Annotated in this window: 17 protein-coding genes; 4 read left to right on the top strand and 13 right to left on the bottom strand. The window is 39.7% G+C overall.

Annotation, left to right across the window (positions count from 1 at the left end; genetic code table 11):
* Positions 1–21: 21 nt before the first annotated feature.
* The 8 genes from N3I35_10970 to N3I35_10935 form a co-directional block, all read right to left on the bottom strand.
* A complete protein-coding gene (locus tag N3I35_10970) occupies positions 22–2,361 on the bottom strand; it encodes a hypothetical protein (protein MCX8130606.1) in 2,340 nt (779 codons plus the stop codon).
* Between the two features lie 10 nt (positions 2,362–2,371).
* A complete protein-coding gene (locus tag N3I35_10965; GenBank protein ID MCX8130605.1) occupies positions 2,372–3,274 on the bottom strand; it encodes a glycyl-radical enzyme activating protein in 903 nt (300 codons plus the stop codon).
* 10 nt (positions 3,275–3,284) lie between these two features.
* Positions 3,285–3,758, bottom strand: coding sequence for an ureidoglycolate lyase (locus N3I35_10960; GenBank protein ID MCX8130604.1), 474 nt, complete (start codon positions 3,756–3,758; stop codon positions 3,285–3,287).
* Between the two features lie 18 nt (positions 3,759–3,776).
* Positions 3,777–4,835: a galactitol-1-phosphate 5-dehydrogenase gene (locus N3I35_10955; GenBank protein ID MCX8130603.1), complete on the bottom strand. Its 1,059-nt coding sequence runs from the start codon at positions 4,833–4,835 to the stop codon at positions 3,777–3,779.
* 15 nt (positions 4,836–4,850) lie between these two features.
* A complete protein-coding gene (locus N3I35_10950; GenBank protein ID MCX8130602.1) occupies positions 4,851–6,392 on the bottom strand; it encodes an FGGY family carbohydrate kinase in 1,542 nt (513 codons plus the stop codon).
* Between the two features lie 44 nt (positions 6,393–6,436).
* A complete protein-coding gene (locus N3I35_10945; GenBank protein MCX8130601.1) occupies positions 6,437–7,486 on the bottom strand; it encodes a zinc-dependent dehydrogenase in 1,050 nt (349 codons plus the stop codon).
* Between the two features lie 394 nt (positions 7,487–7,880).
* The gene (locus N3I35_10940; protein MCX8130600.1) at positions 7,881–9,008 is read right to left on the bottom strand and encodes a glycerol dehydrogenase; all 1,128 of its coding nucleotides are present in this window, start codon (positions 9,006–9,008) and stop codon (positions 7,881–7,883) included.
* Between the two features lie 66 nt (positions 9,009–9,074).
* Positions 9,075–9,965 carry a MurR/RpiR family transcriptional regulator gene (locus N3I35_10935; protein MCX8130599.1) on the bottom strand — a complete coding sequence of 297 codons (891 nt, stop codon included), beginning with the start codon at positions 9,963–9,965 and terminating at the stop codon, positions 9,075–9,077.
* A gap of 363 nt (positions 9,966–10,328) precedes the next feature.
* Between N3I35_10935 and N3I35_10930 the strand changes: the two genes are divergently transcribed.
* The gene (locus N3I35_10930; protein MCX8130598.1) at positions 10,329–15,374 is read left to right on the top strand and encodes an Ig-like domain-containing protein; all 5,046 of its coding nucleotides are present in this window, start codon (positions 10,329–10,331) and stop codon (positions 15,372–15,374) included.
* Here N3I35_10930 and N3I35_10925 read toward each other — a convergent pair.
* Complete coding sequence (locus N3I35_10925) at positions 15,311–15,508, bottom strand: hypothetical protein (protein MCX8130597.1); 198 nt, start codon at positions 15,506–15,508, stop codon at positions 15,311–15,313. The two genes, N3I35_10930 and N3I35_10925, sit on opposite strands and share 64 nt — an antisense overlap.
* 219 nt (positions 15,509–15,727) lie before the next feature.
* Here N3I35_10925 and N3I35_10920 point away from each other — a divergent pair, with 219 nt between their 5' ends.
* The gene (locus N3I35_10920; GenBank protein ID MCX8130596.1) at positions 15,728–17,167 is read left to right on the top strand and encodes an S-layer homology domain-containing protein; all 1,440 of its coding nucleotides are present in this window, start codon (positions 15,728–15,730) and stop codon (positions 17,165–17,167) included.
* 95 nt (positions 17,168–17,262) lie between these two features.
* On the opposite strand, the gene N3I35_10915 is transcribed toward N3I35_10920, so the two are convergent.
* The 3 genes from N3I35_10915 to N3I35_10905 are packed head-to-tail and all read right to left on the bottom strand — an operon-like array spanning position 17,263 to position 18,755.
* Positions 17,263–17,676 (bottom strand): universal stress protein, encoded by a 414-nt coding sequence (locus N3I35_10915; protein MCX8130595.1) that lies wholly within the window; start codon positions 17,674–17,676, stop codon positions 17,263–17,265.
* A 3-nt stretch (positions 17,677–17,679) separates the two neighbouring features.
* Complete coding sequence (locus N3I35_10910) at positions 17,680–18,348, bottom strand: TrkA family potassium uptake protein (protein MCX8130594.1); 669 nt, start codon at positions 18,346–18,348, stop codon at positions 17,680–17,682.
* A 2-nt stretch (positions 18,349–18,350) separates the two neighbouring features.
* A complete protein-coding gene (locus N3I35_10905; protein ID MCX8130593.1) occupies positions 18,351–18,755 on the bottom strand; it encodes an NAD-binding protein in 405 nt (134 codons plus the stop codon).
* Positions 18,756–18,888: 133 nt separating this feature from the next.
* Here N3I35_10905 and N3I35_10900 point away from each other — a divergent pair, with 133 nt between their 5' ends.
* Together N3I35_10900 and N3I35_10895 are read left to right on the top strand one after the other, a co-directional pair.
* Positions 18,889–19,365: a cation:proton antiporter regulatory subunit gene (locus N3I35_10900; protein ID MCX8130592.1), complete on the top strand. Its 477-nt coding sequence runs from the start codon at positions 18,889–18,891 to the stop codon at positions 19,363–19,365.
* Between the two features lie 36 nt (positions 19,366–19,401).
* The gene (locus N3I35_10895) at positions 19,402–20,652 is read left to right on the top strand and encodes a cation:proton antiporter (protein MCX8130591.1); all 1,251 of its coding nucleotides are present in this window, start codon (positions 19,402–19,404) and stop codon (positions 20,650–20,652) included.
* A gap of 44 nt (positions 20,653–20,696) precedes the next feature.
* On the opposite strand, the gene N3I35_10890 is transcribed toward N3I35_10895, so the two are convergent.
* Positions 20,697–21,920: a putative glycoside hydrolase gene (locus N3I35_10890; protein ID MCX8130590.1), complete on the bottom strand. Its 1,224-nt coding sequence runs from the start codon at positions 21,918–21,920 to the stop codon at positions 20,697–20,699.
* Positions 21,921–21,981: the final 61 nt, after the last annotated feature.

Genomic DNA, 21,981 nt, shown 5'->3' with positions numbered 1-21,981 from the left:
TAATTTTCTCACACCATCACATTAACACTTTTCAGTTCTGTTAATAAGTTCATCCTGAGCTTTCTTTCCCATTTGGGTAAAATATGCACTGTAGCCGGTCACTCTGACACACAGGTTTTTATACTTTCCAGGGCTTTTTTGTGCATCCAGAAGCTCTTCCTTACTTACTATATTAATTTGTGCCTGTAACCCACCCTTGTCAAAATAGGTTTTCATTAAGGTTGCAAACATTTGCAGACCGTTTTCTCCCTTTACTGCAGACGGATGTATCCGGATGTTTAAAGGTCCCCCTGTTATTCTTTTAAAAGGTATCTTTGAAACAGAATTCAATAACGCAGTAAGTCCGCTTACATCCGTTCCTTCTGTAGGTGACTGGTTTTCGCTGATCTGCTGTCCTGCAGACCTTCCATCCGGCGTAGCCCCAACATATTTTCCCATGGTAGTAAAATCCCTGTCTGAAGACAGTGTAGGGAAAAATGAGTATAAATATTCCGGTGAGTTTACCCTTGCTACTTCATCACAGAATATATCCGTTACTTTAACTGCAAGCTCGTCCACCCAGGATATATCATTACCGAACTTAGGCATTTTTCTACTGAGTCTCGCCTGTAAATATCCGCTATCCTTGTAATTGCTCCCCAGTACGTCTACAAGCTCTTCCAGTGTCATTTCCCTTTTTTTGAAAACCAGTTCTTCTATAGCTGCCAGCGAATCTACAACCGAAGCCATGCCACTTCCTTGAACAGTTATCTTGTGATACCTGGTTCCTCCATCGTTCCAACTGATTGCATTATCAACAGTTCCATTTAAGAAACAATCCTCTATTCTGATTCTTCCTGCATTGCACTCCTGCTCCAGTTTGAAATCCTTCTCAAATGCCTGTCTGTAATCACTGATAAGAAATCTTACCTGCTGTCTGTAAGCTTCCAGCAAATCGTCAATAGAGTTTATTTCCGACACATGCTTCGTCTTAACTCCATAGTACGCACCAGTCATGAGGCCTATCATTCTGTCCTCAAGTGAGTACTGTGTTTCCGCCAGCGGCTTGTCATCTTTCGGCTGTAAAGGGTATTCGCCACTGTTCAGCGCAAGCTCCAAGGGTCTCACCAGATTAAACCACAATTGCCTGAGTCCACCCTCATCACCGGGAATGTTCGGATCATTGCACCCATAAAAACCATAATTATATACATCTTCTTCCCGCACCCCGTACGAGATCAATGCAGGTATCATTGTAATGTCATTATATACTACTATAGTGGCATTATCCCTTATAGCATCACATACCTTCAGCCAGAAATCTCTGTCTATATCCTTGTAATACCGTACAACTATAAAGGGATTACGGAGTTTCATCCTGTGGGCAGCCTCAACAAATAAATAGGACAGTTCATTCACTCCAGGCTTATTATCCCCTGATAATCCTCCCAGTATGAGATAATTCGGATCGTCATAAGCAACTTCTATGGTGTATTTTGTAGTTTCCGTTTCCTGTGACATATGGTCAGTAGGAGCCATTATTTCATTGTTTTTATTATAAAACTCTTCTATAAGTTCAAGCGCCAATTGCTCAGTGAGGCTTCCATCAGCTACATCCCTGGAGTAAAACGGATACAGGTACTGATCCATTCTGCTCAGATTGAAAACACCGCATCCGCAAACCTTCATAAGCGGCAGTACTATGAACCATATCAGCTGAAGCGCTTCATAAAAGCTTCTTGCAGGTTTTTCACTGATATGTCTGCAGCTTTCACTTATACGCAGAAGCTGTGATTTCCTTTCAGGGTCACTACAGCCTTCAGCTTCTTTCTCAGCCTGAACTGCATATCTGATGATATATTTTGAGAGAGCCTGATAGCATATAATAGCACCCTCTAAAAAGCTCTCCTTATTTTTATCACCTTTTCTTCTGATTTCACCCAATACGTTAGACGCCTGAGCTACGAATCCTGCTAAACCTTTGTTTATTATACCTTCCCAATCCAATGCCAGGTGCCCGAATGAGTAAAACCACGGCGGTCTTCTTTTCAACCACCCATAGGAATAAAACCATAATATTTTTTTCTGGATTTCTTCATGAGGGATGTCCCACCACTCCTGACTTAGCTTCTCTGCCAGCTCCTTTTGCTGTTTTGTCGGTATGGTTTCCTTAACCGAACCTATTATCATTTCACCTGGCAGGACAGGCACAGAAATGCGTTCCAGTATATATTCCAGCGTCTTACCATATCTAATTGCATAAGGAAGATGTTCAAAAAGCTTTTCACTTTCAATAAGATAATCAATTCTTTCATAAAAAGTAGCTCTATAGTCCTTTTCAAACCAATTCTCTATTGACTGAGCAATTCTTTCAGGCAGCATCATATCCCTCCTACCCTGATATTACTTCAATTCCGTACTTTCTAAAACACCTGGTCAGTTGTCTGATACTCTCATCCGAAGGAATTTCAAACACCCTGTGTTTATTCCTGTTTCCCAGAGTCAGGTGTTTGTTAACTCCCATATCATGATATGGCAAAAGCTCAACTCTGGTCAGATTCTTGAAATCTTTCAGAAATTCTGCAGTCTTCCCCATATTTTCATCTGTATCATTTATACCCGGAATTACTGGAATTCTAACAATTATGTCAACATGTGTCTGAGATAGTTTGAAAGCATTTTGAAGAATTCTTTGGTTGCCAACGCCGGTCACATTTTTATGGATGGTTGAATCCATAACTTTCAAGTCAAGAAGTACAAGATTTATATATGGAAGTACATGCTCTATGTCTTCCCACTCTACATTCAAAGCTGTATCAAGGGCATTGTGTATCCCTTCGGATTTTGTCTTTTCTGCCACTTCCATAAGAAATTCTTTCTGCAGAAGGGGTTCTCCACCGGAAAATGTTACCCCACCGCCTGAATTCCTGTAGTAATCCATGTCTTTTAGTAAAACGTCCATAACCTCACCAGGTTCCATATACTTCGCTGCACAGGCTAATGCGTCATACATGCAGTTTTCGATGCATAAACCGCAATAATTGCATTTTGACCTGTCAAATACCTTATTCCCTTCACCTGTAAAATAATGTGCATGAGAAGGGCATACTGTTTCACACTTTTTGCACCCTACACATTTTTCCTCAAAAAACAGAATTTCTTGTGCGGCTTTAAGAGACTCAGGATTGTGGCACCACAAGCAGCGCAAATTACAGCCTTTTAAAAAAACAGTACTTCTTATACCTGGACCGTCGTTTATAGAAAACCGTTGGATATTAAAAACAAAACCCTTCATTGTCCGCTCCCTAACCTATTTTGTAGACCTCTGACAGCATTTCGAAAACCAGATCATTTGCACCTGTGGCATGCTTAAATATAATAACGCAGTTTACATTGCCTTTTAACGGATAAGGTATAAAATGACGGACTCCGATATTCAGTACTATTCCCTTGCTTCCAGGTATACGGAATGCTTTTATCCTGCTTTCATCCATTTCACCCGCAGGAGCCACTACTGCTATTACATCTTCTCCACCGAGAGGTATTACAACTTCCGGCGTTTCCTTATGAACTTCAAGCCTGTCAATAATCAGTTCTCTCTTTTTGCATTCCAGAATATTTACACTTACTTCTTTAATATTATTAAAGGCAGCAAGCTTTTCAAACCAGTTGAAGTTTGCATCCCCTGCATCAGGTGCCTTTCCCTCAGTTGATATTACCTGTCCGAATTCTCTGAAATTTTCCGGAGTCAATTCAATAATTTCTATACTTTTTGACATGACAATACCCCCGCATCTTTAATCCATTACAAAAATAACCTTATTGAAAGGATACTTTCTTTCAGCCAGTTCATTAAATACCTGAGGTGCTTTATCCAGTGATACTGTATGTGTAATCAAAGGATTTATCTTAAGGCTTCCTGCCTTTATATACTCAAGCGTCGCATGCCATTCTACACCCGGAAAAGGAGCAGAATATGAGTTCCACGCGCCAACTATTGTGATTTCATTTCTGACTATGCACTCAAATGACTTGGGAGGGATTACCACATCCCTGTGAGCTGTACCAAGGTAAAGAACTCTTCCCTGCTTTTTGGCAATTCTCAGGCATTGCTCCTGTGTGAGACTTACCCCGGCTGTTTCGACAGCTACATTCACACCTTTCCCATCTGTAGCATCCTTTATAGCCTGGACTACATCACCTTCAAGTGCATTTATACACCTGTCCGCTCCTATTTTATCGGCAAGTTCCAGTTTGTCAGCAGCTATATCTACAGCTATTACATTTGTTGCACCCATTATTTTTGCAAATTGTATTGCAAAAAGCCCTATGGCTCCACAACCTAAAACAGCAACAGTGTCACCTACATTAACACCTACTTTTCTCATACCGTGAAGTGTTACAGCTGCAGGCTCGATTGCAGCACCTTCCATAAAGCTGACACTGTCGGGCATTCTTATAAGATTCCTCGCCGGAGCTTTCACATATTGGGCAAAAGCGCCGTCTGTTCTGGAACCAAGAAAGTTATAGCTGTCGCACTGTCCGTAATTCCCCTGCTGGCAAAATTCACATGTAAAGCATGGCAGCATGGGAGCTACCGCAACCCTGTCACCTTTTTTATAGTCCCTTACCTCAGCACCTACCTCAGCTATTTCTCCACAAAATTCATGGCCTGGAATAGTAGGAAAGCTGTAAGTTCCCGATTTCATTACCCTATCCAGATCAGAACCGCATATTCCTGCTGCCCTGACCTTAACCAGTACCTCGTCACCGCCTATACCCGCAGGAATCCTGACCTGCTCAATTCTTAAGTCTGACGGGGCATGCAGCACGGCTGCCTGCATTAATTTATACAAAACACTTCATCCTCTCTATGGTTTTTCTATTGCAGAAATTTCTGCGAGCCTGTTATATAAAGGCTTCAGCGTCCTAAACATTTCTATATAAAGCTCGGCAAAGTTTTTATAGTATTCATTCGCCTTCATATCCGGTTCAATTCTGTTTTTTGTGCTGACAAATCTTTTTGCGGCCTCTTCCATATTACTGATCAAACCTACTGCATGACCTGCAATTATAGCTGACCCCAGACCTCCGACTTCATCCCTGGAAAGCTGCACATATGGTATTCCGAGTACATTTGCTTTTATCTGATTGAATACTCTGCTTTTAGAGCCTCCGCCGATAGCTCTGACTTCCTTGAAATTGGCATTTGGAAAAAGATCTTTTTCGATTTTAAGATAATAATAATATTCATAGGCAACAGCTTCCATCATAGCCCTATAAAAATGCTTTCTTTCGTGTCCCCAGCTAAAGCCTGCCCATATTCCTCTTACATCACTGTCATAAGGATAGTTTCTTCCGCCAAGATGCGGTATAAACATCAGTGAATCCGAGCCCGCAGGAAGTTCTGAGGCTTCCCTGTCGAGAATCTTATATATTTCATCAAATTCGTCTTTTCCGGGCTTGACTATCCCATCTCTGAACCACCTGAGACACAAGCCGCCTCCACCGATGTATGCATGCGGAAACCATAATCCTTTTGAAGCTGCCTTTGGGAAAAGCAGGGTCTTGAATTTCAAGTCCGGCTTATACTCATTGACACAGCAAGCAAATACTGAAGCAGTACCAGCAACATCTACCAGCATTCCCGGCTCAACCAGTCCCGCACCCAGGAACCCTGCTGCCTGATCCCCCGTACCTGCCGCAATTGCCACTCCCGGCACTAGACCACAATCCCTTGCTGCCTTTTCGGTCAGTGTCCCTACCACTTTCCAAGGCTCGACTATGTCCGGAAGCTTATCCATAGGAATTCCAAAATCCTTGCACAGTTCACTTGACCACTCAATAGCACTTGCGTCATAAAGCCCTGTAAAATGAAGGTAAGTGTAGTCAATAAAGGCTTCCCTGCCTGAAAGCCCTGCAAACAATCCTGCAACAAAAGCCGCAGGCTGTATGAATTTACTTATCTTTGCAAAAATTTCAGGCTGTTCATTTTTCCACCATAGCATTTTTGCACAATGTGCGACTGTTGACGGAAGTCCTGAAAGATTTAAAACCTTATCTTCAAAGTTGTTTTTAATATATTCAACATATTTTTTGCACCTTGTGTCCAACCATGAATCATAATGTGTTACAGCATTCCACTTTTCATCTATTCCCAGTATTCCTGCCATCTGGCCGTCTAAACTGAGGGCGGCAACCTCTTTAGGATCTACACCTGATTTTCTGATAACCTCGCGTATGGTATCACACGAAGAGGTGTAAAAATCCCGGGGATTCTGTTCCACCCAGCCCGGCTTCGGATAATAAAGCTTCGATTCCAGATAAGCATCAGCAATCAGCCTGCCTTCTGTGTCAAACAGAGCAGACTTTGTGCCTGTAGTACCTATGTCAATTCCTATCAAATATTTCACTTTGAGCTTCCTCCTGCCTAAGGACTATTTTCAATTTCTACAGATTATTTGGCATTGGTTACTACAGCCTTCATCCCTTTTCCGGCTGCTGCATATTCAAAAGCCTTGACAGTGTCCTCTACACTAAAGGTAGCACTTACCAATGCTTTTGCATTTACTTTACCTGAAGCTACAATCTGCATTGACTTATAATAATCCGAGATGCTTGATCCTGTAGTTCCTAAAGCTATAAGTTCCTTGTAATGTATAAGATTGGTATTGAGTGTTACTTCTTCCTTACCTTTCGGAAGCCCGCCAAAGAAGTTTATTCTTCCATGTACTGAAGCCACTTCGAGCGCCTGCCTCTGCAAATCTGGAACTGAACAGGCGGTTATTATTACATTTGCACCTGCACCGTTTGTTTCTTTATTAACTTCTTCTATCAGATTGTTTGTACCGGAATTTATTATTACATCAGCTCCCAGGGCTTTTATTTCTTCAAGACGCTCTTGTGAAATATCTGCAACTATTATTTTTGTGGCTCCTGCAAGTTTGTTCATCATCACATGGAGAGCTCCTATGGGACCTGCACCTATTACCAGAACAGTATCACCAGGCACTGTCTTTAATGCCTTGTAAGAGTTATAACAGCAGGAAAGCGGTTCTGTTATGGCTGCTTCTTCAAAGCTCAATCCAGCTGGAATGCGTACTACATTTCCAGCCTTTATGGCAAAAGCGGGAATTTTCATGTATTCCTGGAATCCACCGTCAAGGCTTATGCCAAACGCCTCATAGTCAGGGCACATCTGATTAAAACCAGCTATACATGCCGGGCATGTGCCGCAACCTATGTTTGGAGGGGTTGCTACCTTCATTCCTATTGTATAACCCTTTACTTTTGAACCCACTTCTACAATTTCTCCTGCGATTTCATGTCCCAGAACTCTCTTCGTACCTTCAGGAATTTTAAAATGTCCGAATTTATATATTCTCAGGTCAGTTCCACATACGGCTGTTGCTCTTACTTTTATCAGTATTTCTTCTTCATCTATTTTAGGTATTTCCACTTCTTCAACCCTTATATCTCCAACTCCATAAAAATATGCTGCCTTCATAACGAATCCTCCTCCTAAAAATGCAGGCCTTCAGCCTGATATTGCTCAACGAATTGAACTTCTTAATGAAAATCCACCGGAAAAATCAACCGGCATAAAAAAATAATTTATTGGTATATGTGAAGTTTGCAAAGAAATAAACTTATCCTCCACCCCTCCTCCTTAAGGAGAAGGGATGTGAATATGAAGCTTTTTTTCACAGGAATGTATCAAATGCACTGTATCTTAAAGCGAAAAAAGAAAAAAAGGCAAGACCGGAGGAAAGTATTCCGATATACTTCCCTTAGGTTTTCAATATGATTTTTTTATTGTATAATGTTAGTTGTTAGTTTGTTTAATTATTTTTATATTATCTATCTTCTTAAGCTGGGTATTTGTCTCTAGCTTTTCTTTTTTATATACCCCACAGCTTTTTATAATGATTTACGAGAGCATCTGTCGCAAGAATAGTATTATATATTATTTCCGGTGTTACCTTAAAAGGTTCCGCATGGGCTATTCCACCTTCTATAGCAGCCCTTTTTGCAACTGCCATAAGTTTATCATAGGTAGGCTCTACATGCAGGTCTTTTAAAGTTGTAGGCAATCCTACACTCAGACAGAATTTTATTACTTCTTCAATTTCTTCCTTTGGCCTGTTTTCCAGAACAAGCTGGCATATAGTACCGAATGCAACTTTTTCTCCATGATAGAAATGGTGAGTTTCTTCAAGCACGGTAAGTCCTTCATTTATTGCATGTCCCGCAGCACACCCCGTATTTTCAAATCCTACCCCGCTAAGCAGAGTGTTTGCTTCAATTACATTTTCCAAAGCCTCTGTACATACTCCTCTTTCGGCTGCAAGCTTTGCTTCCAGTCCATCCTCAAGCAGTATTTCGTAACACAGCTTTGCTATTGCCATAGCCGCCTTGCACCTTCTATAACCTTTACCGATATAGTTTGCTGTATCTGATTCAGCGTTTGCCCTTGCTTCAAAGTACGTTGACAATGCATCACCCATACCGGAAACCAAAAAACGTACAGGAGCAGTTAAAATGATTTCAGTATCTACAAGAACTATATCAGGACTTGCATTGTGAAATATGCAGTGGGTCTGTTCACCTTCTTCAGTATATACTACTGAAAGCGCGCTGGTGGGTGCATCTGTAGAAGCAGCTGTAGGTGCGCTTATAAAAGGAATTTTCATACTTGCTGCCACTGCTTTGCCTGTATCTATAGTCTTTCCTCCACCTATTCCTACAATTACATCCGGCTTGCTTTGCTCAGCAAGTTTTATCACCCTGTCGATTTCCTTTAGTGTCACTTCTCCTGTAAACTTATCAAAAGTGAGGTTTGAAGAAGTATTTGAATAAACCTTTTTCAGCTTGTCACTTATATTGTCAAATAATCTCTGGTCTATCAGCACAAATACGTTTGATCCGTAAGCTGAAGTGTATTCTTCCAATCTGTTCATTTCACCGGGGCCCTGAATGTACTTACCCGGGCATCCAAACCCTCTAGTAGTTGATTGTACGTGCGGCATATCAAACCCTCCATTTTTTATTAATACCCGGGAAGTTTCTTAGCTTCCCGAAAATTTACATGCAACTTATGTCAATTTATGAGTCTTAATAGCCTCAGAAGTTTTATAAAGATTGCTCATAGCCTGTTTTTTCATTTTGCTGGCTATGCATACATACAATGCATCGATAAGAGTCAGTTCGGCTATCCTCGCATGCAGACTTTCACACAGTTCCTCGGAATCCTTGGTTGAAGTAAAAAGCTTTATATCTGCATATCTGGTTATGGGGGTATCATCATAATTTGTTATGCAAATAGTTGACGCCCCCGATTGCTTTGCTATATCCATTGCTTTTACCACATCTGCGGATTTTCCGGAATTGCTGATTGCTATAGCTACATCTCCTTTTTTCAAAAGTGACGCGGATATTATCTGCTCATGGGGGTCATTGTATGTAAAACACATTATTCCTAGCCGGTATAGTCTCATTTTCGCATTCAGAGTAGCAACAGTTGAGCTTCCCATGCCATAAATGTCCACTTTTCTTGCTCTTAAAACCATAACTGCCGCCTTATCCATACTATCAAAATCAAGAATTCTTAAAGAATCCTTCATAGCCTCCATATTGTTGTAGTAAATCTTATTGCAAATGGATTCTATGTTATCATCAAGGCTTATCTCACCATATAATACATCGCTTTCAACTGCAGGCCCCGAACTTCTGGCCAGGCTTATTTTCAATTCATGAAACCCGCCATATCCCATGGTCTTAATAAATTTTGTTATAGTTGACTCACTTACCCCGCATTTCCCTGCCAGTTCACTGATATTCAGATAGACTGCATCACTGTATCTGTTTAGTATGAAATCGGCTACTTTTTTTGCTGCATCTGTCAAGGACGGGTATTTGCTCCTTATTTTCAAAAGAAGCATTTGCAAATCATTGTTTTCTGTCTTGACTTCGTTATTGATGTTCATAACCATCCCCCTTTGACTGTCCTATACTTTATAAATATATTCTATACTATTGAGATTAGATAAGGAAGAAAAAAATCCTTTTATATTTTTTTATTTTCTATAAAAATTTTTTTCAACTTATTCTTTCTTTGCAGATTTATACATTTTCTTATTCATCATTGATTTGTAATCTATATCAGTTTCTAATTATTACCTTTTTATAATTGGAACAAATTCCATGGCCTTCAAGTCTATAATATTAATCAACTCGCTGACCAAATTAAGTTAACTTATACTAGTGGTCCGGAGTTTACTATTTGATAACATCCGATTTGAAAAAGCCGTTATTCAAGATACAAATCACTATAATGGAGGTGCTTACCAGTGCTAAAAAGAATTACATGCAGTATTTTAGTTGTTATTTTTCTTACAAGTGTGTTTGTTGCAGCCAGCCCACTATCTGTCAGTATAGCAAACGCAGAGAATTTCAGAAAAGGCTATAGCCTTGATCCGGTAAACTCGGATTCTACAGGTGTAAAGCCTGACAGTAAATACATATTGAAAGCTCAAGTCACAACAAAACCTGAAGAATTGCAGGAAAGCTTTTCTATAGACGGTGAACCTGAGCCGATCATAGAAGAAAAGAGTTCTAATACTTTTCTTATTACTCCCTCAAGAGCATTTGAGCAGAATAAGCTTTATACCTTCAGATTGAAAAATGGTAATACAGACATAACCTGGACCTTTCAGACCAGCGCAGTCTTCAAGATCTCAGGTGTATTCCCTTCCGACAAATCTGCAAATGTACCTGTAAACTCAGGAATAGAAATATATTTCAGCCATGAAGACTATGAAGATATTGACAAATATTTCGAGATATCACCTTCCACACCTGGAACCTTTGAAAGACATAAAAAAGCTGCTGTGTTTGTTCCTAAAAAACTGGAGGAAGGTACATTATACACTGTAACCGTTAAAAAAGGTCTAAAACTCAAAGGTACGGACTACAGCCTGAAAGAAGACTATGTCTTCATGTTTGAAACAAGCAAAACACCTGTTGACAATGAAGATAACCTATATTACAAGGGTTATTTTACGTACAACAAGCATCTTAACGAGTTTAAAACAGGCGAAAAGCCATATATACCTATAGATTACTATATAAATAAGGAAAGAGTAAAAGAAAATACCGTCAAAGTCAAAACTGCAGTCTATTCTTATGGCAACGTTGATAGCTTCATAGAAATTTTGATGAAGAAATCCACCATCCCCATGTGGGCATACTTGAACTATTATAGTAATTTCATGGATTCTGAAGGTTTAGCTAAAGCGCAGGACTTTGAGCAGGAATTAGGCGTAGAAAACAATGGACCGCAGTTTATAAAGCTTCCTGAGTCACTACCGGCAGGGTACTATCTTGTAGACAGCATCTGGGAGGGCATAAGATTTCAGACATTTATTGAAGTTACAGATATTGGTATGTACATAGCAAAAAGCAATAATAAAACTATCGTATGGCTTAATGATCTGGCAACTAAAAAGCCTGTTGAGGATGCATCCCTTTCTTTAATCGGCTACAACATAAAGCATACCACAGATTCAAATGGTGTAGCCTTCTTTCCCACTCCTGCCGCTGCCATCTCTGTATCTGAGGATAACAGCCTGGAGAGCAAGAAATATCTTAAAATAACAGCAAAAGATGGAAAAACAGCCGTGTTGGACTATAATTCATATATTTACAGGTATTATGGCGGATATGGCACAAATATGTACTGGAATTATCTCCAAATGGACAGAAGTCTTTTTAAGCCTGATGATACTGTTAGCTTCTGGGGTTTTATAAAGAACAGATATGAAAACGAAAAAATTGACTCCATAACTATTGAAATAAGTCAGGGCTACTGGTATTTTCACCATAACAAGGTAGGAATGAAGGGATTTCATTACCCTGGTAATCCACAAACCCTTATAAGTCAGAAAGTTGATGTAAAGAACGGCATTTTTGACAGCACTCTGGAGCTGCCGAATCTTGAGCCGGGAAGCTATAGGCTCATCGCAAAAAAAGGTGATGAGATTATTACAAGTACCTATCTTTCTGTTGAAAACTATGTAAAGCCACCTTATAAAATAGAAATTATCAAAAACAAGGAAGCTGTTTTTACAGGTGAACAGGTTGAGTTCAAAGTCAAGGCATCCTTCTTTGAAGGTACCAGTGTTCCGAATCTGAATGTGAATTATAATATTCATAACGGCTTCGGAGGCAGGTCGATATCGGAAACAAAGACTACTGACTCTAAAGGAAATTTGGTGCTGAAGTATAAACCTTCTGCTGAAGAAAATTTCCAGGGTGAAAATCATTCAGCTTTACATGTTAATGCTTCACTTCCTGAAATTGGAGAAATTTCTGAAAGTAATACAGTAAGGGTATTTATTAATGATATAATCGTAAACATTGCTACCGATATAAAAAAAGATACGAAAACTATAAGTGCTGCTGTCAGTAAGATAGTGCTCGACAGGCTAAACAACGGAACCGCAAAAGATAGCGGCGATTATCTGGGCAATCCGGTCGGAGGAAAAATGCTTGAGGGCACCTTATATAAAAACACCTGGGTAAAGATCGAAGATGGTCAGTATTATGACTTTATTAACAAAGTAACCCAGAAATCCTACAGGTATGAAACGCGTATGGAAGCTGTAAAAAACTTCACTATGACTACAGATAGTCAGGGAAAAGCTTCTTTCAGTATAAACCTGCCTGATTTTGAGGACGGCTGGTATAGTGCGTCAATCCGCTGCAACGACAACTCCGGAAGAAAAATGGAATTCAATCATATATACATCGGGAAATATTATGAATATAACAGATACTATAACAACTACTATGAAGATAACAGCTATCACCTGGAAGGGGGTAAGGACTCCTACAAACTGGATGAAACAGTAAGCCTAACTTTTAGCAAAGGCAAGTCACCTATACAGGTATCGGCTCCACAGGTGCAGAACAGTTTTATGTTTATTAAGTCACAAAACGGTATAAGAGACTATTCTCTCACAAATACTGCTATACATTCCTTCAAGCTGGCAGAGAAGGATATTCCAAATACCTACGTACTGGGAGTATATTTTAACGGAATTACTTATGTAGAATCGGAATTCTACAATTGTGTATTTGACTATAAGGAAAAAGAGCTTGAAATATCTGCACAAATGGATAAAAGCTCCTATAAGCCAGGTGAAGAAGTAAGAATAAAAATAAACGCAAAAAACAAATCCGGCGTTCCTCAAAAAGCTGTTATTAATGCAAGTATAGTAGATGAGGCCCTTTTAAAGCTGCAGGATCACGAAGCAAACACCCTGGACCGGATATATGCCTGTGTCCCTTCCGGTATAAATTATACCTACCAGTCACATTTAAACTCTGGTATGGAAGAAAGCAGCAGGGGTTATGAGAGTAAAGGAATTGACTCTGCAACTATGTCGGTAGAAAAGGAAGACGGGGGATTAAGAAATGTAAAAGCCAAATCCTACCTAAACAATGAATCTGCCAAACTTAGAGAGGATTTCAGAGATACAGCATTCTTCAGCACCATAATTCTCAACGAAAAAGGCACAGGTGAGCTGAAATTCAAGCTCCCGGACAACATCACTTCCTGGAGAGTTACACTTGCAGGCGTAACACCTAATCTTATGAGCGGCAGCAACAGAGTGGAGCTAAAGGTATCACTGCCATTTTTTATCAACTACACAATGAATTCAACTTATCTGGCAGGGGATACTCCGGTGATAGGTGTAAATGCCTATGGCAATGATTTAAAAGACAGTGATACAATATTTTTTGAAGTTTCAAGCTCTTCCAACCCTAAAGTCAAACTCAAAGCTCACGGAAAAGCATTTGAAAGAGTAAACATTCCTTTATGGAAGCTGACGGAAGGAAATAACGATATATTTATTACAGCCTTTACAGCTAACGGATTGAAGGATTCAATCAAGCAAAAGCTTACAGTGCTTAATTCCTATCACCAGATAGACAGAGCAGTGTACTACAAGCTTTCAAAAAATACAGCACTAAAAGGCGGAAATTCAGGTAACACAAAACTTGTTTTTACTGACGGGACCAAAGGAGCTTATCTCCCCGTTCTTACAAACATGCTCTATACAGGTGGCAACAGAATTGATCAGAAGCTTGCAGCAAAAATGTCAGCCGAGCTTATTAAGACCCACTTTAAAAATGAAGAAATTCTATATAGTGGGCAGAGCTTCAAGGCTTCAGACTACCAGACGCAGGACGGCGGCATAGCACTGCTCCCCTACGGCAGCAGTGACATTGATCTGAGTGCAAAACTCACTCCATTGGTAAGCAAAGAAATAAATATTCCCAGACTGAAGGAATACTTCTATAATACTTTATACAGCGATTCACCGGGTCTAAAGGGTAATGCGCTTTATGGGCTTTCAGCATTGGGAGAGCCGGTACTGCTCGATCTTGATAAGGCTGCCAAGGTTGAAAATGCAAACATCAAGGATATATTATACATTGCACTTGCTTACTGTGAGCTGGGTGAAACCAGTAAGGCCGACAGGCTGTTCACTGACAGTATATCAAAATATATCGAGGAATACAGACCTTATTACAGGCTGAATACAGGGATTGACAGGGACGACACTCTCGAGTGCACCTCTCTCGCCTCCCAGCTCGCATCCAAGCTAAACAAGCCTGAGAAAAAGGGGTTATATGAATACTGTTTGGCAAACAGCACAAAAGATATACTCATTAATCTGGAAAAGCTTACATATATAGCTCAGGAAATCGGTAAAGCAACAGAAGATACTGCCAAATTCACTTATACTTTATATGGTAAAAAACATACCAGGGCACTAAAAAATGGAGAGGTATTTACTCTGAATATTCCTTCAAGGAAGATATCCGAACTGAAAATTTCAAGCGTCAGCGGAAGCATTTCAGTGATATCAGTGTTTAAAGAGCAAACAACTCTGCCCGCTAAGCTTGACCCCAATATTTCTGTTTCGAGAAAATACTTCTCATACGCCAACCCCACTAAGCAGACAACAACCTTTAAAGAAAATGATATTGTTAAAGTAGTGCTTGATTGGAATATAGGTGCAAAAGCAATTGAAGGAGGATATGAAATAACGGATTACCTGCCGTCAGGATTGAAGCCTGTTGCAATTCCCTCCAGTTTGGGAGCCATATACGACAAGCATTGTTCTTATGGAAACATAGATGGGCAAAAGGTAAGCTTCTATGTCTACAGCGAATGGCCCAAAGATTCACACAAGCTGCCACTCTATTATTATGCGAGAGTAGTAAGTCCCGGGACTTACAAGGCAGATGGAACTGTAATTCAGGGAATATCCTCAAGAGACTCTATCAATGTAGGAAAAACAGAAATAATAACTATCAGGTAATTATTTATTCCAAGGCAAACTGCTTGCGGTTTGCCTTGGAATTTTACATTTCCGCCTGTTCTTAATGCTTTCTTATTACCCAGCTTACTTGTGCTTGCCTGGAATACTCCAAACATGTTTACGCTCCACTCCATAATCCCATGCCCCATAGCAAGTTATTTTCCAGTAGACTTGTTTACATAAAATATTTATAATAATGTATCATATTTGCTTTATATGCCTTGAATTAAGCTGTCGTGCTAGTTCATTGGAATTGATTGCATATTGACTTATTGCATATCAACGGAACTTTGATAATGCAAATGTTTGTTTTGCGAAGCGAGTATAATTTAGAAATCAAGAGGGAGTGGAGTATGAAGCATATAAGGTATGTTAGATCAACACTTGCGAAATTTCTAGCCATAGCAGTCTTTTCCGGAGTTTTAGCTCTTAGTGCACAAGCTGTCCAGGCTGCTGCTATAAAAGACATGAATTCTGTCTCGGATTATGCAAAGGAAGCAGTATCGGACCTCGTCGCCAAAGGTATTATCAAAGGCGGTGGCAACGGCAATTTTAGCCCAAAAGATACGGTTACCCGCGGACATATAGTAATAATGCTGGTCAGGGCTCTCAATTATGATACTTCAAATGTTCCTTCAGTACCTACTTTTAAGGATGTTCCGGCCGGCCATTGGGCATATAAGTACGTAGAGGCAGCCTATAGGGAAGGAATAATAACAAAAGGTTCAAAAGGCACCTTCGGAATAAATCAGAAATGTACGCGGGAGCAGATGGCAATCATGTTTGTCCGGTCTCTCGGTCTTGAAGATGAGCAGATCAACAAACAGCAGGAGTTAATCAATGTCGGCAACCTTAAAGATAAAAAAAAGATTTCTCCCTGGGCTACCGATCATATTGAGTTTGTGATGGAAAGCGGCCTTATGGGAGGAGTAGGAAATTCAAGCTTTGCCCCCCAAAGTCCTGCAAACCGTCAACAGGCAGCAGTAGTTATTTACAGGTACTTAAACAGCAGAAATAAAACAACCGAAATGGTAAAGGCTATCACCGGCCCGGTTCAATATCCGGAGCTTTATGAAGCTCTAAAAAGCGGTATGCAGGGCTATAAAGGGGAACTGTCTTCAAATGCGGTTCTTAAGATGTATAATAGACCACTCAATGAGGATGTTAACTTTAATTTTTCAGCCAATGGGGCAGTCAACAATCTGAATACACGTATAAACTCGAAAATGGAGTTCTATGGCACAGGTCTTCCTTCCTCCAGTATGGAATATGAAACTATCACGGTAGGAAAGGAGCTCTACATGAAACTGCCGGGGGAAAGCAAATGGCTGCTTTTACCTACAAGTGGGTTGTCATCTCAGGATGCCCCGGTTATTAATTCCGAAGCAAACAAAATCAAAGCAGAACAATTTGTAAGAAGTTACAGAAAGCTTGCAATATCAAGCTCCGGACAAACAGAAGTTAATGGCATAGCTGCAACAAAATATGAAATAACTCTTACTAGCGAAGCATTTAAAACACTGTTTTCATTACTTACTGCAGAAGGTTATTTTGATCAGCCCACAGACATGGAACAAATTCTTAAAAGCCCGTTTTCAGGCAAGGTAGTTGTTTATCTTGACCAGCAAAACAGGATCATAAAGGATATTTACCACTTTTCAGCAAATATGAAATTTACCGATGCAAATGACGATGTTGATATAGATAGTTCCATAGAAACCAGTTATATCAATATCGGTTCGGAAATCGAGATCAATGCTCCTCCGCTCAGTGAGGTAATCAATACAAGATAATGTATTCAAACAAAAAAATACAATTAATAAAATGGGCAGTATGATGTAAAACCATCATATTGCCCATTTACTTTACTTAAAGAAACATGTGCAATCTAACCTTTATTGTTAAAAAGCCAAACACTGCACTTTGATCTCTGATATATATTTGATGTAGTATTGGAAAAAATCCTCAGTTTCTGATTATCCTGCGCGATTGCAATTACATCACACTTAAGTTCCTGGGCTGTAGAAAGTATACTGTCTTCAGCCGTCCTTGCGTATATTATTGAAGTATTTACCTGAACATCATGTTTTTCTGCGATTTCTCTGACTCGGTTTATCGCTGTTTGAGCTACTTCTGCCTTCTCAGGGATCTGTGCTCCCAAAGGCAGGTTTCTGGGTACTTCTATGACGTAAACCACATTAATGACCGCATTCATTACCTTTTGTATAGAGCATATGAAATCAATGATAGTTTCACTTACCAGAGTACCATCAGTAGGTATAAGAATATTTTTATATGCCATCAGCTACACCTCCGAGCTGCCGAGTAGAACAGTCTTCAGATTCTCCTGCTCTTTCTGTGTGGAAATGGCTATGACCATATCTTTAGCTTCAAGTACTGTATCACCTTTAGCAAAAACAACATTTCTTCCTCTTAATATCATTGCTATAATGCACTCATATGGAAGAGAAATCTCACATATCTTTTTCCCTACTACTGGAGAATCTTGCTGCAGCTCAGCCTCTACAAGAGCCATTTCATTATGATCGAATGTCAGGAGTGTAGTTAACTGCTGTTTTGCAACGTATCTCTCAATGGCCTCCGATATGGATGTTGTCCCACTGATTGTTGTACCTACTCCCAATTCTCTGAAAACTCTTTCATTTTTAGGGTTATTTATTCTTGCTATGGCTTTGGAAACCTTAAAGTACCTTTTTCCCAGCTGGCATATTACCAGGTTGTCTTCATCATCACCCGTAACTGCTACTATAACATCTGCCCTAGCACAACCCGCTTTCTCGAGTCCGTCTATAGATGAACCGGAGGCATACATAACGTTTCCACCCAACTCCTGATCCAGTAATTGTACCCGGTTGTAATCCCAGTCAACCAGTGTTACTTCATATCCTTTTGATAGGAGGTTTTTTGTCAGATAGTATCCAACCTGTCCTGCACCGACAACTATTACATACATAACTATATCCCCCCTAAAATTTTCAGATAATTATTCGAGCTGACTTCAGTAGGACAATAGCAAGTCAATCCGAGTTCATCTTCATAGAACTTTTTACTCTTCGGGTCAACAATCCTTACTATAACCTTAGGAACATTAAACAGAAACTTGGCAATCTGACCTGCCATTATATTTGTGTTGTCTCCCTTTGCAACCGAAATAACAGCATCAGCATCCTTTACACCCGCATTAATCATTACATCCTCGTCAATACCTGTCCCTACAATCATATTCACGGCCAAGTTATTTTGCAGCTTGTCAAAAGCCAGTGGATTCCTGTCTATAACAGCCACATCATTGCCTTCATGTGCAAGCTGGCAGGCAAGCTTGCTTCCAACCCGTCCACACCCGATAATTACGATTTTCAACAATAACACCTCTCTTTAGAATACTATTTGTATTTATAAATAATAATATTTCTGATAGAATAAAGGAAAGTTACAAAAATATTATAACATTTATTCATACCATAAAACCAACATTTCATCAGGAGGTTATGCTATGTCATTTTTCAGTGAATCAGATTTGCCGGGTATAGGAAAAAAAATCAGCTGTACGACATATTCAAAAGAGAAGCTTGTGCTTGTAATCCACCATGATGGGAAACGCGAATTATACATCATGGACAAAGAGGGAGATCCACAGGCAAGTGTTACCCTACTTGATGAAGAAGCCAGAAGGCTTGGAGGATTTTTATCAGGTGTAATGTTCAAACCTAAAGCAGTCGAAAACCTGGAGCTTGCCCTTGAAGGTATACGTATAGACTGGTACAAGATAGAAAAGGATTCACCGGTTATCGGTAAAGCTATAGGTGGTTTGGGAATAAGGAAAAAAACCCAGGTATCCATCATAGCAATTTTGAGGGATGACAATTATATACCAAATCCAAGCTCCGACTATATATTCCAGGAGGGTGATACCTGCGTTGTTATCGGTAAACCCGAAAGATTTAAGGATTTTCTTGCTATAATCCGGTAGTCATATTTACTTAACTGTTTATATTAAGGAGGCAAAATGCATACCAGCATACTATTTGATTTGGGCATAGTCCTGTTTTTAGGATTCTTTGCAGCGTTACTGATGAAGAAAATAAACCAGTCTGTAATAATAGGATATATAATAACCGGGGTATTGATCGGCCCTAATGTTTTCGGCATCATACACGATACAAAAGCATTGAGCAATTTATCAGAGCTTGGAATCGTATTTCTTATGTTCTTTCTTGGTATAGAATTTTCAATAAATAAATTCAGGCGAATAAAAAATTCCGTTTTCTTTATTGGTACGTATGAAATCGTATTTAACCTTATTTTAGGCCTTATACTGGGTTCTATCCTGCAGTTTGCTTTCAAGGAGAAGCTTTTTTTTGCAGGAATCATCGCTTTAAGCAGCAGCGGAGTCGTAGCCAAGCTTCTATTTGACATGAAAAGGACTGCCTCCAAAGAGTCCGAAGTCCTGATGGGAGTAATGGTTTTTGAGGATTTCTTTGCTATTGTACTTTTGGGCATACTATCGAGCTTTGCAGCTTTTAACCATGTTGAAATCGGTACGATATCCTTACTTGTTGTAAAGTCAATCGTATTCTATAGTGTTTTTATTCTTGCAGGTATTTTCATCATAAACAAATTTATAGATGTTTTGACGCGGATAGATTCGCAGGAGCTTTTTACTGCATTTATGATAGGTATCATACTGCTTGTCGGGTCACTGGCTACGTACTTGGGTCTGGCTTCTGCAGCAGGTGCCTTCCTGTTCGGTATGGTAATTGTCAGCTATGATGTTGAAGAAAGACTTCACAGAACGGTCGCTGCATTTAAGGATATTTTTCTCACAGTATTTTTTATTTCATTCGGTATGCTGCTGGATCCCAGACAGGTTCCCGATATATTATGGTTAATAGCTATTGCTGTCCCGGTAACAGTTTTGGGAGAAATCCTGATAACTTCCTCTTCAGCATACTTCAGCGGCTTTTCTTCTAAAAGTGCTGTAGCCATAGGAACGAGCATGATAGCCCGAGGCGAGTATTCATTGATATTTGCCACCATAGGTTATACAAGCGGAGCTATTGATGAATCTCTATATCAGTTTACCGGAGTGTATGTTTTCATTATGACACTGATTGCACCCATAGCCATGAAAAACTCCAAGTATGTACTAAGGTTCATTTCCTTCATTCTACCTAAGTTCTTTAAAAATGGTTTTAAGTATATATCTGATAAAATGAAACCTATTCTTCTGCCTGAAGAGGCAGGTATAAGCAAATAAAGCCTAAAACACAATTCAACTTGTGTTTAGGCTTTATTCATACCTTATTCTTTTTTAAAAGCATCTTCTCTATATTTATTCATAGGATCCCATAGGAACCATTCTTCATATCCCGCATCATATACGCCCTGTATCTGCTGCTTAATCTGTGCATCCTCATAGTATTGCCAGTTGCCCTTACCTATCCATGTCGCTGTGAAGTCCTGCAAGTATGTCCTCAGTATTGGTTTGTGTCCTTCTACCTTGTCCAGTCTTGCTTTTGCCTTTAAAAGTGTATTTTTTATTACCCCATACGGATCCAAATCAGGTTTTGAGAATTTCACTTTATTCACTATCTGACCTGTTGCATAATGCGAAGGATAAGCCATAGGACATACATAATCCAGATTCTTTCCGACCTCTTCCCAAATCTGCCCAATGCCTTCAGTATCCCCCGGGCTTTCACATATTATGGCAAACACGTCACCTGCCAGTATTGCGTCCGGCATTTGCTGTCTTGCATAAGCTAAAAATTCATTAACTGCTTCACTTTTTTTCTTTCCTCCTATATCACCAAAAAACATCTCACTCTTTTTACCGTCAGGAAATCTGATATAGTCAAACTGTACTTCATCAAACCCCTTTGCAAGTGCTTCTTTCGCCAAATCTATATTATACTGCCATGCTTCCTTGTTATATGCGTTCACCCAATTCATTTTATTGTGAACATATAGTCCTCCATCCTTATTCTTTATTGCAAGCTCGGGTTTGCTCTTTGCAAGAATAGGATCTTTAAAACAAACAATCCTGGCTATAGCATAGATATTATTATCATGGAGTTCCTTTATGACCTTATCAATATCATATCTCTTTTCAATAGCCCCGATTTCTTTAGCTAATGGATTTTGTGAATCGAAACACACTGTACCGTAATCGTTTTTCAAATCGATGACATAACTGTTTATTTCCGTTGTATTGGCTAAATCGACATAATGCTTGAGCCTGGTCCCAGCTGACGTTGCAGTCAGGTAAAGACCTTTGGCCTTAACTCTTTTTTTCCCTGAGTTCTTAAACGGTTCATTTTCATTTTTAGCAGAATCGTTTTGAGTGTTTTTTGGTTCTTGAGTCTTTGTACCTTTTGCGGGATTCTGGACATTGACCGGAACAGCAGTGATTTGGTTTTGATTTGCGCCTGTAGGTTTTGTGCTTGTATTGCATGCAACAGATGATAATGCGACCAGACTAACTAATACCGATAATGATATGCATCTGACAAGACTTTTTTTCATTAGTATGTAACCCCCGATTTTTATTTTTGAATTGTAGCCTGCTTCAATAGAAAAGGCAGGT

It is taken from the genome of Clostridia bacterium (genome assembly GCA_026414765.1).
Classification (GTDB): Bacteria; Bacillota; Clostridia; order Acetivibrionales; family DSM-27016; genus SKW86.
Note: the sequence above shows the minus strand (reverse complement) of the source record. Positions and strands in the feature narration are given on the sequence as shown.

What these genes read in the sequence shown, in the direction of transcription:
- N3I35_10965 (MCX8130605.1), bottom strand. Translation starts at nt 3,274, where the DNA reads ATGAAGGGTTTTGTTTTTAATATCCAACGGTTTTCTATAAACGACGGT.
- N3I35_10895 (MCX8130591.1), top strand. Translation starts at nt 19,402, where the DNA reads ATGCATACCAGCATACTATTTGATTTGGGCATAGTCCTGTTTTTAGGA.
- N3I35_10915 (MCX8130595.1), bottom strand. Translation starts at nt 17,676, where the DNA reads ATGGCATATAAAAATATTCTTATACCTACTGATGGTACTCTGGTAAGT.
- N3I35_10920 (MCX8130596.1), top strand. Translation starts at nt 15,728, where the DNA reads ATGAAGCATATAAGGTATGTTAGATCAACACTTGCGAAATTTCTAGCC.
- N3I35_10900 (MCX8130592.1), top strand. Translation starts at nt 18,889, where the DNA reads ATGTCATTTTTCAGTGAATCAGATTTGCCGGGTATAGGAAAAAAAATC.
- N3I35_10940 (MCX8130600.1), bottom strand. Translation starts at nt 9,008, where the DNA reads ATGCCGCACGTACAATCAACTACTAGAGGGTTTGGATGCCCGGGTAAG.
- N3I35_10960 (MCX8130604.1), bottom strand. Translation starts at nt 3,758, where the DNA reads ATGTCAAAAAGTATAGAAATTATTGAATTGACTCCGGAAAATTTCAGA.
- N3I35_10970 (MCX8130606.1), bottom strand. Translation starts at nt 2,361, where the DNA reads ATGCTGCCTGAAAGAATTGCTCAGTCAATAGAGAATTGGTTTGAAAAG.
- N3I35_10945 (MCX8130601.1), bottom strand. Translation starts at nt 7,486, where the DNA reads ATGAAGGCAGCATATTTTTATGGAGTTGGAGATATAAGGGTTGAAGAA.
- N3I35_10935 (MCX8130599.1), bottom strand. Translation starts at nt 9,965, where the DNA reads ATGAACATCAATAACGAAGTCAAGACAGAAAACAATGATTTGCAAATG.
- N3I35_10910 (MCX8130594.1), bottom strand. Translation starts at nt 18,348, where the DNA reads ATGTATGTAATAGTTGTCGGTGCAGGACAGGTTGGATACTATCTGACA.
- N3I35_10925 (MCX8130597.1), bottom strand. Translation starts at nt 15,508, where the DNA reads ATGGAGTGGAGCGTAAACATGTTTGGAGTATTCCAGGCAAGCACAAGT.
- N3I35_10890 (MCX8130590.1), bottom strand. Translation starts at nt 21,920, where the DNA reads ATGAAAAAAAGTCTTGTCAGATGCATATCATTATCGGTATTAGTTAGT.